Origin of the sequence: Undibacterium sp. Di27W, assembly GCF_049340345.1 — a bacterium.
Lineage (GTDB): Bacteria > Pseudomonadota > Gammaproteobacteria > Burkholderiales > Burkholderiaceae_D > Undibacterium.
The window spans coordinates 108418-123680 of record NZ_JBMPOS010000014.1 but is presented as its reverse complement, the minus strand read 5'-3'; the positions used below and the strand labels follow the sequence as shown (position 1 = coordinate 123680).

General features: G+C 52.7%; 13 protein-coding genes. 7 read left to right on the top strand and 6 right to left on the bottom strand.

All coding sequences use genetic code 11. The features are described from left to right. Nucleotides 1-34: 34 nt before the first annotated feature. From ACO0LF_RS24725 to ACO0LF_RS24715, 3 genes are read left to right on the top strand one after another with little or no spacing between them, the layout of a single operon-like run. Entirely contained in the window at nt 35-3925 is a 3891-nt protein-coding gene (locus ACO0LF_RS24725) for a hybrid sensor histidine kinase/response regulator (protein ID WP_423018887.1), read from the top strand. A gap of 2 nt (nt 3926-3927) precedes the next feature. Next, complete coding sequence (locus ACO0LF_RS24720; RefSeq protein WP_423018885.1) at nt 3928-4407, top strand: hypothetical protein; 480 nt, start codon at nt 3928-3930, stop codon at nt 4405-4407. A gap of 11 nt (nt 4408-4418) precedes the next feature. Continuing rightward, nucleotides 4419-4850 carry a chemotaxis protein CheW gene (locus ACO0LF_RS24715; RefSeq protein ID WP_423018883.1) on the top strand — a complete coding sequence of 144 codons (432 nt, stop codon included), beginning with the start codon at nt 4419-4421 and terminating at the stop codon, nt 4848-4850. Nucleotides 4851-4979: 129 nt separating this feature from the next. Here ACO0LF_RS24715 and ACO0LF_RS24710 read toward each other — a convergent pair whose 3' ends face one another. Next, nucleotides 4980-6320 (bottom strand): sigma-54-dependent transcriptional regulator, encoded by a 1341-nt coding sequence (locus tag ACO0LF_RS24710; protein WP_423018881.1) that lies wholly within the window; start codon nt 6318-6320, stop codon nt 4980-4982. Between the two features lie 10 nt (nt 6321-6330). Next, complete coding sequence (locus ACO0LF_RS24705) at nt 6331-8208, bottom strand: ATP-binding protein (protein WP_423018879.1); 1878 nt, start codon at nt 8206-8208, stop codon at nt 6331-6333. A 220-nt stretch (nt 8209-8428) separates the two neighbouring features. Here ACO0LF_RS24705 and ACO0LF_RS24700 point away from each other — a divergent pair, with 220 nt between their 5' ends. The 4 genes from ACO0LF_RS24700 to ACO0LF_RS24685 all read left to right on the top strand — a co-directional run bounded on the left by ACO0LF_RS24700 (nt 8429) and on the right by ACO0LF_RS24685 (nt 11551). Further along, nucleotides 8429-8965: a hypothetical protein gene (locus ACO0LF_RS24700; RefSeq protein ID WP_423018877.1), complete on the top strand. Its 537-nt coding sequence runs from the start codon at nt 8429-8431 to the stop codon at nt 8963-8965. Between the two features lie 11 nt (nt 8966-8976). After that, nucleotides 8977-9876, top strand: coding sequence for a fatty acid desaturase family protein (locus ACO0LF_RS24695; protein WP_423018875.1), 900 nt, complete (start codon nt 8977-8979; stop codon nt 9874-9876). A 95-nt stretch (nt 9877-9971) separates the two neighbouring features. Beyond that, nucleotides 9972-10886 (top strand): hydroxymethylglutaryl-CoA lyase, encoded by a 915-nt coding sequence (locus ACO0LF_RS24690; protein ID WP_423018873.1) that lies wholly within the window; start codon nt 9972-9974, stop codon nt 10884-10886. Nucleotides 10887-11041: 155 nt separating this feature from the next. Next, nucleotides 11042-11551, top strand: coding sequence for a DUF1269 domain-containing protein (locus ACO0LF_RS24685; protein ID WP_423018871.1), 510 nt, complete (start codon nt 11042-11044; stop codon nt 11549-11551). Between the two features lie 30 nt (nt 11552-11581). Here the strand turns inward: ACO0LF_RS24685 and ACO0LF_RS24680 are convergent, their stop codons facing one another. The 4 genes from ACO0LF_RS24680 to ACO0LF_RS24665 all read right to left on the bottom strand — a co-directional run bounded on the left by ACO0LF_RS24680 (nt 11582) and on the right by ACO0LF_RS24665 (nt 15218). Beyond that, entirely contained in the window at nt 11582-11872 is a 291-nt protein-coding gene (locus ACO0LF_RS24680) for a DUF427 domain-containing protein (protein ID WP_423018869.1), read from the bottom strand. Nucleotides 11873-11876: 4 nt separating this feature from the next. Next, nucleotides 11877-13124 (bottom strand): ergothioneine biosynthesis protein EgtB, encoded by a 1248-nt coding sequence (gene egtB, locus ACO0LF_RS24675; protein WP_423018867.1) that lies wholly within the window; start codon nt 13122-13124, stop codon nt 11877-11879. Beyond that, a complete protein-coding gene (egtD, locus tag ACO0LF_RS24670) occupies nt 13108-14085 on the bottom strand; it encodes an L-histidine N(alpha)-methyltransferase (RefSeq protein WP_423018865.1) in 978 nt (325 codons plus the stop codon). Before egtD ends, egtB begins: the two co-directional genes overlap by 17 nt. Before the next feature lie 755 nt (nt 14086-14840). After that, nucleotides 14841-15218 (bottom strand): nuclear transport factor 2 family protein, encoded by a 378-nt coding sequence (locus ACO0LF_RS24665; RefSeq protein ID WP_423018863.1) that lies wholly within the window; start codon nt 15216-15218, stop codon nt 14841-14843. Nucleotides 15219-15263 lie beyond the last annotated feature (45 nt).

Below are 15263 nucleotides of genomic sequence, written 5' to 3'. Positions count from 1 at the left end.
CTTTTCACCTCACAACTTACCCATCTGAGGCAGTATGGAACAGCTAGAAAACCATGCTACAGATTTCAGCCATGTCGTCCTCGGTGCCCTGGATGAGGTATTCAATGCCCTGGAAACCGATGCCACACATTCAACGGATGTTGCGGTAGTTACCCGTGCCCTGGCCGGCTATATAGAGCAATTGCGTCGCATACGCGCAGCAGCCAGCGCTGCCGACATGCCTGGCCTGCACTGGGTATGTGCACTGATAGAACGCAACCTCATCAGCCTGCATAACCAGAACCGCCGTCTCAGTGAAGCAGAATATTATCTGCTCAGCGAATGGCCAGACCTGCTGGCCAGCCATGCCCTGAATCATGGCAATAAAAATATAGAAACCCTGATAGATCATTTATCGACTGCCAGCTGGCCCTTGCCCCTGAGCCATGTTGACTCCGGTGAATTACGGCAATTGCTGAACAGCGATCCACTGACACCGGTAGAAGAAGTCGAAGACGCTCCCCCATTATTTCTGGTGCCCGCAGCCGCCCCGGCCTTTGTCGAAGCTGCCCAGCCTGCTGAGCAGCCACAGGCAGCAGAACAGAATTTGTCTGCTGACCTGCATGATGCTCTGGATGCTCTGGTCATGACCCTGGCCGCAGATGAGCATTTTGGACAAGGTGGTGAAACTGATGCTGCTACCCTGCAATGCTATGCTGCGCAATTACAGGCCTTTTCTACCTGTGCCGAGCAATTGTCCATGCATGCAGTAGCAGATGCCTGCCATGCTTTTGCCGATGTCGTCACACTCAGGTCTGAAGCTACTCAGGCATTGAGCGAGACAGAGCTGGGCATCTTGCAGCGCTTTCCCCTGATGCTGATGGATAGTATTGCTGATGCCGATAATCCTGAGCTGGTGGCGAGCTTGCTGGATGTTATCTATGATCCTGCATGGAATAGTGCAGAGACAGAAACTGCAACAGAGCTTGTCACGGAGGCTGACAACGAAACTGACAAGGAAATTGACAACGTCAGCGATACTGTAGCCGAAGCAACTTATACTGAACTTCAACACATCGACGAAACTGAACACAGCCCATCCGCGCAAGAAATCAGCAGCGATATGCTGGATTTGTTCGCCCGGGAATTCAGCCTAATGGCGGAAATGCTGGCAGAAGACCTGGCGGCTGTCATTGCCGCAGGTGAGGACCAGGGGCAGCGCAGCCTGGCCCTGCAAAATTATGTTGAAGCCTTGTTGCGTATAGCGACGACTTCTGAATCCATAGGGCTGACGGCCCTGCATAAGTTCTTATCGGTCTTGGCTGATCTGGTAAGCGCACAGACAGTCGCTCTGAGTAGTCAGCAAGCCAATCTGCTGGGCGAATTGCCAGCCAGGCTGATAGCCTATCTGCATACACCAACAGAAGAAGTGCCAGCGCTGGAATTGCTGGCCTTGCTGATGGATGGGGCATGGGCGGCCACTGCGCTGGCGGAAGAGCATGCATCCCTGTTTTCTGAACTGATCAATATCGAGCTCATCAATGACAATCATGGTGAGGAAGACGCAGAAGTGGCAATTACAGAAGATGATGTTTCCATACAATTGCCGGATGATTTGAACACCGAATTATTCGATGGCCTCTTGCAGGAACTGCCTATACAGGTAGGTAATTTTACCAGCGCCATAGAAAAATTTTCCAGCGGCACTGGCAGTATGCAAGATGTGGAACAAGCCAAACGGGCAGCGCATACCCTTAAAGGTGCCGCCAATACCGTGGGTATCGCGGGCATCGCCAATCTGACCCATCATCTGGAAGATTTGCTGATTGCCCTCAGTGATAAAGCAAGCCTGCCAGACCAGACCCTGGCAGAATTATTGACCGAAGCAGGTGATTGCCTGGAAGCCATGAGCGAGGCGGTGGTCGACGGCGGTGTGGCACCAGCGCAATCACAACAAGTCTTGCAGCAAGTCTGTGACTATGTCAGGTACATGCATAGTGGTGAGTTTGTTGCACGCCCTGAGATTGCCTCTGCCAGTCAGGCAATTGCAACTGCGTCAGCAACATTGGCTACTGGCGCAGTACTTGATCTGGTAGAGCCAGGCTCACATGCGGCTGAACCCATGCTGCGTGTACCAGCAAAAGTGGTTGACGAATTGCTGCGCCTGGCAGGTGAAAATGTCATTTCAAATGCACAAATCCAGGAACAATTAAAGCAGACACAAAAACAATCCAAGGCCATACAAAAGCAAGACATCCTGTTCCAGAAACTCATCGCCGACCTGGAAACCCTGGTCGATGTACGTGGCATGAGCAGCCCACAGAAAAAAGCCAGCATCAGCACTACCGATGGTGACTTCGATCCACTTGAATTTGAACGTTACAGCGAGTTGCACACCATCACCGCGCAATTGGTGGAAGCACGCACCGATGCTTTCGAGATGTCCAACCACATCGATGAGCAATTGCATGGTCTGGCAGAATTGCTGGAAGTCCAGCGCCGTCTGCAAATGGAAAACCAGCATGCCGTGATACGGACGCGGCTGGTGCCGGTAACGACCATAGTCTCGCGCCTGCAGCGCAGTGTACGCCAGACTTGCCGTCTACTCGACAAACAGGTCAATCTGAACATACTCGGTGCCAATACCAATATCGATAGCAATATGCTTAATGATTTGACCGATCCTCTCATGCATATTTTACGGAATGCGATTGATCATGGCATAGAAAGCGCAGCACATAGACTGGGCTTGCAAAAATCTGCAGATGGGCTGATAGAATTGAGTTTCGCCCGCGAAGGCAATTCCATCGTCGTGCGTTGCAAGGACGATGGCGCAGGTCTTGATTATGCCGCCATCCGTCGCACCGCCTTGAAACGCAAGATGATCAGCGCTGAGCGCATTTTGTCAGAAGAAGAACTGGCCAGGCTCATCCTGGTGCCAGGTTTTTCCACCCGCGAAAGCAGTACCCAGACTTCTGGTCGTGGCATAGGCATGGATATGGTACATGCACGCATACTGGAAATGAAAGGTTCGCTGAACCTGCGCTCAGTCGCAGGCCAGGGCCTGGTGGTGGAACTGCGCCTGCCTGCCAGTCTCTTGTCCGAACATACCCTGATGGCGCGTGTCAGTGGTCATATGATGGCCATCTCCAGCCGCCGCATCATCGATATCCATTACATCACTGATGCACAAATCGATATGCTGGCAGACCAGCCGGTTTATCGTTTTGGTGATGCAGTCCATAAATTGCTGAAGCTCGATAGCTTGCTGGGTATGCCGGACCAGCGTAAGGAAACCCGTAGCTATGGTTATCCGGTCTTGCTGGTCAGTACCGATACCGGGGCCACCTGTGCAATACAAGTGCAGGAACTGGTTGATGGCCGTGAAGTCGTGGTCAAGAAATTTGGTCGCTATGTACCAAGAATCCAGGGCACCATAGGTGCGGTCATCCTGGGTGATGGTAGCGTCGCACCTGTCATCGATTTGCCGGAATTATTGCGCGCATCGACACCGCAGTATATCAATGTGGGCGAAGCCTATACTGGCTTGCCTGCACAGGCAGATCACCAGGCTGCGCAGGTGCGCACCGCTCTGGTGGTCGATGATTCTTTGTCGGCCCGTCGCGCTACGGCACAAATCATGCGCGATGCTGGTTATGAAGTGCGCACTGCGATTGATGGCCTGGATGCCGTTGCCATCCTCGACGATGTGACACCCGATGTGATTTTGGTGGACATGGAAATGCCACGCATGAATGGTCTGGAACTAACCAGCCATGTACGCGCCCGCAAGCTGGACAAACGCATTCCCATCATCATGATCACTTCACGTTCTACGCAAAAACACAGGCAGCAGGGTGATGCCGCCGGGGTGGATGCCTACCTCGTCAAACCTTTCAGCGAAGATGCCTTGCTGCAGCATATCAACCGTTTGACAGGAGTGTGATCATGGGCGCGATGATGCCGGGGATGAGGACAGAAATACGCAACCGCCTGTTGCTGTGCATCGATGCCTTGCAGCTCATGCTGCCACAGGGCGATGTCTGCGCAGTGGAATCGGTGGTGGATTTGCAGAGTCAGGACGATATCGCACCCGCCATAGGGCGCATTACCTATCTTGGGCAAAGCTGGCCAGTGTTGAGTCTGGATGGTGAGCTACAGGCGCTGGCTGCCATGCCTGCAAGCCGCCGTGCCTGCGTCATGCTGGCTACCGGCAAGGGCTTTTTGGGTTTGCTCTGTGATGATGTGCGGGTACTGAACCAACAAGCAGGTACTGACTATGCCTTACCTGTTGCCATGCGCGCTGGCCATACGCCAGTACAAGCCATCATGCCATTTGAAGATGGCCTGGCCTGTCTTAGCGATGCACGGCATTTATTGCAGTACGGTGCCTTTGCACAAGTTACTTCCACTCATACTGCTCATTAGGAGAGCCTGACATGACCAGTGCAAATGCGTGGTTGCTCGATGTAGGTGATGGCAGGCAAGTCGCCATAGGCCAGCGTGAACTGATACAAATCATGGATGCCCAGGACAGCTTTGAAGTGCCACTGGCACCTGCCCATATGCGCGAAGTGATTTTCTGGCAAAAACGTGCCGTGCCGGTCATGCAATTGCCTGTGCGTCTGGGTGGCCAGGCTTGCACTGGCAATATCCTGGCGCTGGTAGCGTTTCATGATGTGGTCAGTAATAGCGCAGGCCTGGGGGCTATCCACCTGGCAGCACCACCTGTGCGTGTGCTGGTCGATGATAGTCAGGCCAGTAGCCTTGATGAAACAGGCTGGGAAGATATGGCGATTTCCTGTTTTGAACAACAGGGGCAAAACATACCCGTGCTGGATTTAAGTCGCTTGTTTGCCGCTGCACATTAGTACCGGGGAAGCCAGGTATGTGAATTTCGTAGGAGCGGCTTCAGCCGCGAAGGATGTGCCGTGATTGCCATTTTTTCTGGATCAGAGATTCGCGGCTGAAGCCGCTCCTACAGGATGGATGTGGGTTGCTTACTCACGCAAACCATATCTGCGCATCTTATTGAGCAAACCTACCCGTGAAATACCCAGTTGTTTTGCTGCATGCGTATGGTTATGCTGGTTGTCATTCAATGCACCGACGATGAGACGTTTTTCCAGTGCAGCCACTTGTTCTTCGAGCAAACCATAATCTACTACAGGCGTCTCGTTCGCAACTTCACCACAAGCCAGTGCCAGGTCATCCACCACGATCTCATTCATCTCCCCCGCCAGTGCCATCGCAGTTTGCAGGCAATGCTGCAATTCCCTGACATTGCCGGGCCAGGCGTGGGATACCAGCCACTCCTGCGCTGCAGCCGTCAGGCGTTTTGGCGGCCTTGATCTGGCTGCTATCGCCTGGGCTATCAGGGCAATATCCTCTGCCCTGTCTGCCAGTGCCAGTGTGCGCATCTGTATGCCTTTGAGACGGTAATACAAATCATCCCTGAAACTTTTTTCTTCGACCATGACGGCCAGATCACGGTTCGTCGCCGCGACTATGCGCACATCGACACGCAACTCTGCGCGCGCTCCTATGGGAAAGAAACTGCCAGACTGCAAGAAGCGCAGCAGCTTGACTTGCATGGGTAAGGGCATTTCACCTACTTCATCAAGGAATAACGTGCCGCCATCAGCTGCAGCGATCAGCCCTTTGCGGTCACGGTCTGCCCCTGTAAAGCTGCCTTTGCAATGACCAAATAATTCACTCTCGAATAATTCTGCAGGTATGGCACCGCAATGCACGGCAATAAATGCTTTGCCTGCGCGCTTGCCCTGGGCATGCAGGGCGCGTGCCACCAGCTCCTTGCCTGTACCGCTGGGGCCGGTAATCATGACTGGAACATCAGTAGGGGCAATACGACGTATCAAGGAACGCAGTTCTGCCAGCTCGGCACTGCTGCCTATCAGGCCCATGCTATTGTCGTCCGGCAGGGCACGGGCGCGCCATACTTCCAGCTCACGTTCCAGACGGCTTTTGTTGAGGGCGCGGTCTACCACGACGCGCAAGATGTCTGGATCGAGTGGCTTGGGTAAAAAATCCCAGGCACCCAGGCTGATGGCACGCAGCGCCAGTTCACGGTCTGCATGACCAGTCATGACGACCACGGGTACAGGTGAGAATGCTGGCAATAACGCCAGGCCTTCATCGGGTGTGAAACTAGGTGGCAAGGCCAGGTCCAGCAAGACCAGATCAAAGCTGTTCTCCGCCAGCAAGGCATGTACCTGTTCTGCCGTGGCCGCGACCTTGACGATATAACCGAGGCTGGCCAGCCAGTTGCCGCACAGGCGTTGAAAGGCTGGTTCATCATCGACCAGTAAAATAGTTTGCATGCTCATGGTGTCATGGTGATGTGGGGAGATAAAGTTCGAAGCAGCAATTCCAGTTCAGGTGACTGACCAGGGCAACGCGACCGCCATGGGCCTCCACCAGCCTGCGCACTATCGCCAGACCCAGACCTGTACCACCAGGGCGACGGCTCTTGAAAGCCTGGAACAAATCGGTTTTTTGTTCTGTCGGTATGCCGGGGCCGTTGTCGCAAATGCGCAGCCTCAGCATTTGCTTGTCTGTCGTTGCTTCGATATGGATGCGCGCATCTGGCCTGCCGCGCAACATCGCCAGTGCATTATTGAGCAGGTTGTTCAGAATTTGCTCAGTGCGCATACGGTCTATATATCCATGTAAATTTTCTTCGATGTCGCTGGTGATTTGTACGCCATTCGCCATGGCAGTAGGGCGTAGTTGCGCGATGATGTTATCAATCAGTTCTGCCATATCGACAGGCTGACAATTCAGGCGCACCTCACCGGAATAACTGAGCAAATCCTGTATCAGGTGATCGGCTCTTTCTATCTGCTCGCGTATGTCGTTGCGCACTTCTGCCGGGCAAGAGATGGCAGCCATGCTGATAATGTTCAGGGGGTTGCGCAATTCATGGGCGACGGTGGCAGCCAGCCCACCCAGTTCCGTCAGATGCGCCTGTTGCAGACGCTGCTTTTCCTGGTCCGCATAACGCAGTAATTGATCCAGCCGTCCGGCGGCTGCTGCCAGCAGTGCACCGAATACTGCGCCTACTCTTTGCACACTGGGGGTCGCGCCTTCCCAGTGACGCAATTCGTAATGCCATTCTGCATGCTTGACCTGTGCTTGTTGCCGGTAACAGATGACACAGCTTTGCTCAGCAGTGCTGCCGGGTTCGCCATCACGGACTAGCAGGACAGGCATGGGCTGGCGCAGATGGTTTTCCAATAATGCAGAGGCGACCGCCTCCAGTTCTTGCCAGCTAGCTGCCGCTTCCAGTTGCAAGCGCCAGTTGCTCAGGACTGCGGCCTCCAGATGCGCGCCGGGGAAGATCAGTTTCTCCATAAAGCTGCGCATCGGTCTTTCCAGTATCAGCATGATGAGCAGCATGCCTGTACCCAGTAGCCATAACTGCCACAGCGGCAAGGCTGCCAGTGGGCTAAAGCCGGTTTGCGCTACCAGGCTCAGCACCAGACCGGCAATGGCGACGGTCAGCACACTCAGTGCCAGCCAGGCCAGGAAACGGTTGGCCCACAGGTTCACCGCCATCATGTCATAGCGCAAAATGCCGAGTACCAGCAAGACTGCGTAAAAAGGCAACAGAATAACGCTATACGGGAAGATGGCGATGCCAAACGAGGCATTCAAGAACATCAGGGTAGAGGCTGAGCCCCAGACCCCGGCCAGGCAAACCGCCAGGATTTGCCCACGCTTCTTGGGGGCGGCGGCGGGCCATGCCATCAACAAGAGTAAATAAGCCCAGGTACTCAAGCCACTGACAAAGATGCCTGGTATCCAGCCCCAGGCTGGAAACACGTAATAACGCTGGAACTCCAGCCAGGGCAAGAGGCTGCCCATATCAAAGATGGCAATGCCCAGCATCAGTATGAACGCTGCTGCATACCAGGCAATGATATGTGCAGGCCGCAAACGACCCAAAAAGCGCAATACAAAGTGCAGAAAAAACACGGCATTCACAGGGCCGGTATTAACCAGTATCTTGCCCAGTTCACTGATCCTGGCATCACCGAGATTGATGGCCAGTTGGCCTGTTGCCCACAGGCCTATGCTCACGCAAAACAGCGCCAGCGCCTTCATGCCCGGCTGTTGTCCTGCCTTTACCCACAGCCAGATAGCCAGCAAGGGGCTGATGGCGCCCTGCAAGGCGAGCGAGAAAAAATACAGTCCGTAGGCGTTCATGGCAGGTAGCTGTAAATGAGCTGTCAATAATCTTGATAGTAAATATCGGTCAACTATATAGCAAGTTTACAGTTTTGCTGCGGTGTAAAGTAAATTCCTTTAAAAAACAAAGGCTTATGAAATCTGCTGGCTGGCACGCGGCTTGCGAATGAGAGGATAGGCAGTTTTCATACCTGCCAACCCTATAAAGCCATAAGCAATCAAGCGCAGCAGAAAAATCATGAACTCAACTACATCCAGCTCCACTCATTCCACTTGGCTGACCAGGGCTAACTGGGTCAGGTTCAATCGCATCCTGGCCTGGGCCATGCTCGTTACGCCTGTCGCGCAATTTTTTATAAGGGCAGAATTGGGCCTGGCCTTGCTGGTGGACTTTGGCCTTTTGCTGGCGCATGGAATTTTGTCCTTGATTTTGTTTGGCATGCCTAAAGTCAAAAAGCAAAAGTTCACGTTCTCCATGCATGTCATGGGTTTTCGCCAATATCCTCTCAGCCCGCGTCACAATTTTCTCATGACGGGCTATCGCCTGGCACTGGGTTTATTGGCGCTTTTTCTCCTATTCATTCCTGACGTCAGGTGGCTGGCTTTGCTCTTGTTCTATCCATTGCTAAGGCTACCGTTTTCTTTCGCCCAGCATTTGAAAGAGGCAGTCAGCTATGCATTGCAACGCTGGGGCATTAACAGCCTGTACGCTGGTTTGATAGTGGGCATCTATTATTTCTTTTTCTTCAGCAGCCTGCTGCGTACTCGTCATTGAGGAAGATGATCATGAACAGCAGCATAAGCATGTCAGGCGATGTTTTTCCTGCGGCCATCTACCGCAGGCTTGTATCACCTGTGAAAACTACCCTGCCGCAACTGAACCGTCGCCAAGCCGGTTTGCCCAACTTAAGTAGCCTGGGTCTGGATTTGCTGGCGGCCAGCAAATTGCAGCGCTTGATCTGGCCAGTGCTGCCACTACTGAGCCTGGCGGCCTATGCTACAGTTTTCTCCATGCAGTATTACCTCTTGCTGCCGCTGGTTTTTGTCTTGCATTTTTTGGTCGCGGTGACTTTCACCCATGATGTATTGCATGGCGCTGCCGGTTTCAAACCCCGCAGCACAGAATGGATCTTGTTTGCCATGAGTATCCTGCTGCTGGAAAGCGGTCATGCCTTCCGCCAGGCGCATCTGCATCACCATAGCCATTGCCTGGAACAGGATGATTTTGAAGGCAGCCCTGCACATCTGAGCTTGCTGGGGGCGCTTAAAGCCGGGCCTGGCTACATAGTACGCCACTGGCTGCATGCCTACCGGCTGTCCAAAAATCCGACACAAAAGCGCTGGATGCTGGCAGAACTGTATGCGGCTATCCTGGGTATTGTGCTGGCCATACTTGTCTTGCCCTGGACTGCGGCGCCTCTGACTTACTGCGTATTCATGTACATAGGCTCTTGCCTGTATCCCATTACCACGGCCTGGTTGCCCCATTTCAAGCCTGACAGCAGCATACTGGGTCAAGCCAGGAGCTTGCGTGGCAAGATCATCCCTGCCTTGCTGTTCAATCTTTCTTATCATCTTGAACACCATCTTTACCCGCAAGTGCCCAGCTATAACTTGCCGCAACTGGCAGACAGGCTGGATCCTTATTTTGCCAAACTGGGTGTTGCGGTATTCCATGTGGTTTGAGTTGGTCTTTTGGCACAAGTAGAAATACGGGGGAGGTTCAGGCTTTAGCCAGCTTGGGGGTAAAATGATGCAATCGCCTCCCAAGGAAAAACAAGATGAATGCATCATTACCCAAGCAAGTCAAAATTGTCGAAGTAGGCCCGCGTGATGGCTTGCAAAATGAAAAAGAAAGCATACCCGCCGACGTCAAGATAGAGCTGGTGAACCGCCTGACTGCGGCTGGTTTTGTGAATATAGAAGCAGCCTCTTTTGTCTCACCCAAATGGGTGCCGCAAATGGCAACTTCGACAGAAGTCATGGCAGGCATCGCGCGTAAGCCTGGTGTCATCTATTCTGTATTGACGCCGAATATGAAAGGTTTTGAAGCCGCTCTGGCAGCAGGTGCCGATGAAGTGGTGATTTTCAGCTCAGCCTCGGAAGCCTTTGCGCAAAAGAATATCAATTGCTCGATTGCAGAGTCGATAGAACGTTTCCGCGAAGTGGCAGAGGCAGCAAAAGCAAACAAGATACGCTTGCGTGGCAGTATCTCTTGCGCTTTCGGCTGTCCTTACCAGGGTGAAGTCGCTGTCGATAGCGTCTCTGATGTGGTGCAGCGTTTGCGTGACCTGGGTTGCGACGAGATCGATATCGCTGACACCATAGGCGTAGGCACCGCGCGACAGGTGCAAAACGTCATGCAGCGGGTATCGCAGGATTTTCCTGTTGCGGCTTTGTCCGGCCATTTCCATGACACCTATGGTCAGGCGCTGGCGAATATCTATGCGAGTCTGGAAGTCGGTATTTCCATCTTCCATTCATCCGTTGCTGGCCTTGGTGGCTGCCCGTATGCCAAAGGTGCAACCGGCAATGTATCGACAGAAGATGTGCTCTTCCTCATGCAGGGTCTGGGTATACAAACCGGCATAGACTTGAATGCCGTGGTGGATGCAGGGCAATTCATTTCTGCCCATCTGGGTCGCAAGGCAGTCAGCCGTGCGGGCAATGCCTTGGCGGCAAAACGTCTGGGCTAAGTTCTGTGAAGAGTTAATGAGGTGATGGTAATGGGCGATAGACTTTGACCTTTCGCCCATCTTTGCTATAACTAATCAGGAGGCCCAGCATCCTGTTCTTGCTTTGACCCTGAATTTCCTTTGCTGCCTCCTGAGATTTTTTACAGGAGGCCATCATGCGCCGTCGTCTTTATTTCATGTTACCCGATGTACCTGCTGCCAGAGCCATGCTCGATGAGTTATTGCTGGCACGCATAGAAGAACGATATATCCACTTCCTGGCAAAAGACAGTTTGCCCAATGATATGCCGGAAGCCAATTTTTTTCAAAAAACCGATCTCATCCATGGCATGGAATTGGGTATGGTGGTCGGAGCGGCTACCGGCTTACTGGCAGGCAGCCTGTTACTGATTTTCCCGCCTGAAGGTCTGGAGATGCGCACCATCGCCTTGCTGGTGGCTGCATTTGGTGGGGCCCTATTTGGCTCCTGGGTATCTGGCATGGCGGCTGCAGCCATCCCCAATTCCCGTCTGAAAGCTTTTGAAAAAGAAATTGAAGCCGGGCAAGTCTTGCTTATCGTTGATGTGCCTTTGAGCAAAGTGAAACAGACTGAAGAAATGATGGCCAGCAGGCATCCCGGTTTTCGCTTTGGCGGGGTGGAACCGCATATACCGGCTTTTCCCTGATGTGACTTTTGCAGAGTCTTGCCTTGAGATTCACGGCAAGACTTCTACCCCGCGCCAAAAGGCAATGAAGCCGTTGATTTCTTTGGCTGCATCCTTGGGTTCAGGGTAATACCAGGCCGCATCTGCATTGACTTCACCATTGACGACGACATCGTAATAGCTGGCTGTGCCCTTCCATGGGCAAATGCTGTGCTTGTCACTGCCGCGCAAGTGTTCAGGATTGACGCTATTTTTTGGGAAATAGAGATTGCCTTCAAGCTTCACAATCTCGCCATCGCTGGCCTGGGCGATGACAGTATCTTTCCATTTTGCGGTCGGCATAAAACTACTCCTCAATAAGTGAACGTGCCAGGCGCAAGCCGGTCAGTTGCCAGCGCGCCGTTGCCGGGAAAAAATTCCGGTAAGTGTTGCGGCTATGGCCTGTCGGGGTGAAGGCTGAAGAGCCGCGCAAGACATACTGGTTGACCATGAATTTGCCATTGTATTCGCCGACTGCACCGGCCGCTGGCACAAAGCCGGGGTAAGGGCTGTAGCTGCTGCTGGTCCATTGCCAGCCATGATCAAACAACTGGCTCAGCTGGCCTTCCTGTTCATGTTGTTGCGCTGCATATTCCCACTCGGCTTCAGTAGGCAGGCGCGCACCTGCCCAGCTCGCAAAGGCACTTGCTTCGAAATAAGAGATGTGGCCAAGCGACTGCTGTGGGTTTAAAGCTTGCAAACCATAGAGACCAAATTCTTGCCAGCCCTGCTGGAAATCATAGCGCCAGTACAGTGGGTGACGCAGGTCTTGCTGTTGTATCCAGTCCCAGCCTTCAGACAGCCACAGGGCGGAATTCTGGTAACCACCATCTTCTATGAATTCCAGGTATTCTGCATTGCTGATCAGACGCGTCGCGAGCTGGAAAGCCTCCAGAAACTGGCGGTGGCGCGGCCCTTCATTGTCAAAGGAAAAGCCCTTGCCTTCATGGCCAATTTCACACAGGCAGGCATCATAGTCTTGCCAGCTCAGGGTGTTGGAGGCGGGCATGGGTTTGCGCATGTCTGCTGCTGGATACAAAGCCGGGAATAAAGGATTGCATGACAGCAGATGCTTGATGTCAGTCAGCATCAATTCCTGATGTTGCTGTTCATGTTGCATGCCCAGTTCCAGCAGGGAGGCGAAGCGGGCATCACTGAGTTTTTCCTGACATTGCAGCATGCGTTCATCGACATTACGCCTGTAGGCCAGCACGGTGTCCAGCGATGGCCGTGTCAGCAAGCCACGTTGCGCACGCGGGTGCTTGTCACCGACACCGTTGTAATAGGAATTGAAGAGTACCCTGAAGTCAGTATGAAAAGCCTGGAAGTCGTCTTCAAACTGTTCAAGGATAAAGGTTTCAAAAAACCAGGTGGTATGCGCCAGATGCCATTTGATGGGGCTGGCATCTGGCATGGACTGGGCCATGCAATCTTCAGCAGACAGGGGCGCAGCAATCGCAACGGAACGTAGCCGGATTGCTTGCCAGTGTTCAACTATGCCTGTTGCCTGCGAGCTTAGCCCAGCATCTGTCAGGGGATCAAGCAGCTTTGGCATGGATAACCGCGAACCATTCATTTTTGTCCGTCCAGTGACAGCTATGGAAAAAACCAGCATCGGCCAATAAGGCATTAAAGCCCTGTATACTGTATTTATAGCTGTTTTCCGTGTGTATGTGTTCACCCTTGATAAAATTTCTTTGCCCGCCCGGCCAGTTGACCTGGATATTTTCCCTGGCGCGCAAATGCATTTCTATACGGGATTTTTCGGTATTGAAAAAAGCTTCATGCTGCCATTGGCTGACATCAAAATCAGTATGCAGCAAATGATTGATATGGCGTAACAGGTTCAGGTTAAAGGCTGAAGTAACGCCCAGGCTATCGGCATAGGCAGCATCCAGCAAGGACTTGTCCTTAATCAGGTCTACACCTATCAAGATACCATCATTGCTGTTGCAGGCAGCGCGTAAATGACTGAGAAAGGCCAGTGCTTCTTCTGGTTCGAAATTACCTATGGATGAACCGGGAAAAAAGAACAGGCGCTTGTCACGTCTGACTTCTGCGGGTAGTTTCCAGTCTTGTGCCAAGTCCAGCCCCAGCGCCGTCATCTCTATGTGCGGGAAGCGCTGTTGCAAGCGACGCACTGCATCCTGCAAATGGCTGACAGATATATCAATCGGCACATACTGGTCTGGATGCAATACCGGGAACAGCCGCGCTGCCTTGGCACAATTACCCGCACCCAGGTCTATCAGGCTGCCACCCAGGCCTATGACACGCGCCATGTCAGCCATATGTTGCGTGAAAATTGCTGCTTCTGTACGGGTGGGATAATATTCCGGCAGCACGCAAATGGCTTCAAACAGGACCGAGCCTACCGCATCATAAAAATACTTGGGTGAGGTGTGGGCGGCGTCAGCGAGCAAGCCGTTTTCCAGCTCGCGGATGATGTGGGGTGCGGTGGTGCGCGCATTGGCGACGCTGTTGGCCGTGTTAGCCAGGCTATTGGATTCGGGCATGGTTTTGGGGCTAAGAAATTCAATCGGCAGGCCAGTGATCTGGTCTGTGCTTGATACTCAATACGGCCTTGCTTTCAGCCCGCCTTCATGCGGAGCTTGCCTGTGAGTCTGGTGGTGGACTCTGGTGTGGCATAGTGTACAACTTATTGTTTGAAAAATCTTGGGGTGGGCTTTTCTCGGGTGGTTTTCCTACAAATTGGGGTAATCTCAATAACCTTATTTTTCAACGTACTTGGCAACCAATCATTGGGCTTAGCTTGTTGTTTGATTTCGCTAATCATTTACAGAACGGTATATCTCCAAATACCAAAACCCTTATTAACGTCATTCCAGCGTGCTTTTAGCTGGAATCCAGCGGCGTTCGTGGCATGATCGGACGTTTATTAGTTTATGAACTGTATAACTTTACGAACTAAGTTTTGATATATCTTCGCAAGTTATTTTCGATTGCAGACCGGTGGTAGACCGGCGGCTACTTACCTTTTTGCTTCGCCAAAAAGGTAAGCCAAAAAGGCGACCCAGGCGTAGCCGCCCCTGCGGGGTTCCCGTTTGTGCAGTACAAAAAATGGGAAGGCCCGAAACTCGCCTGCGGCTCAGACAGCGGTCCTTCTTAATCCATTTTCCGTACAGCACAAACGGCGTCTACACATGGGAACTGCAAAAAATCAAAAACAACGTCAAGAACAACACCAAAATCAAAAGCAACGTCAACGCGACCTGGTTTTATATTGCCCTAAAACGGCTCACTTTCTCTTTCAAGCATCCATCAACTCAAAATGAAACACCTTACTCACAATCTGCCACCTGCCATCCAGTTTCACCAGGGTTAAAAAATCAGTAAAAAATTTATTGGCAATCGCGCATTCGACGCGGGCGAAGGCGGTGACTGGGCCGGCCATTTCCAGGGAGATGATGCGGTCGCGGCGTTTTTCGTTTTTGCTGGCGGGGGAGGGGCGTTTGTCGACGACGGGGAAGTATTGCTGCATGTCCAGGTGCAGCAGGTGCCCTTCGGTGGCGCAGTAGTAATGGGCTTCGGGGTGGAACACCTTGGACAGTATGCTGGTGTCACTGTGGTGTATGCCATCGAAATACTGGTTCAGCATGGCGATGATGTCGGGGTAAGCGGTGGCCATTTTTACCTTTCTAAACGTGAATACGATAGCTACTCGTGAGCTACC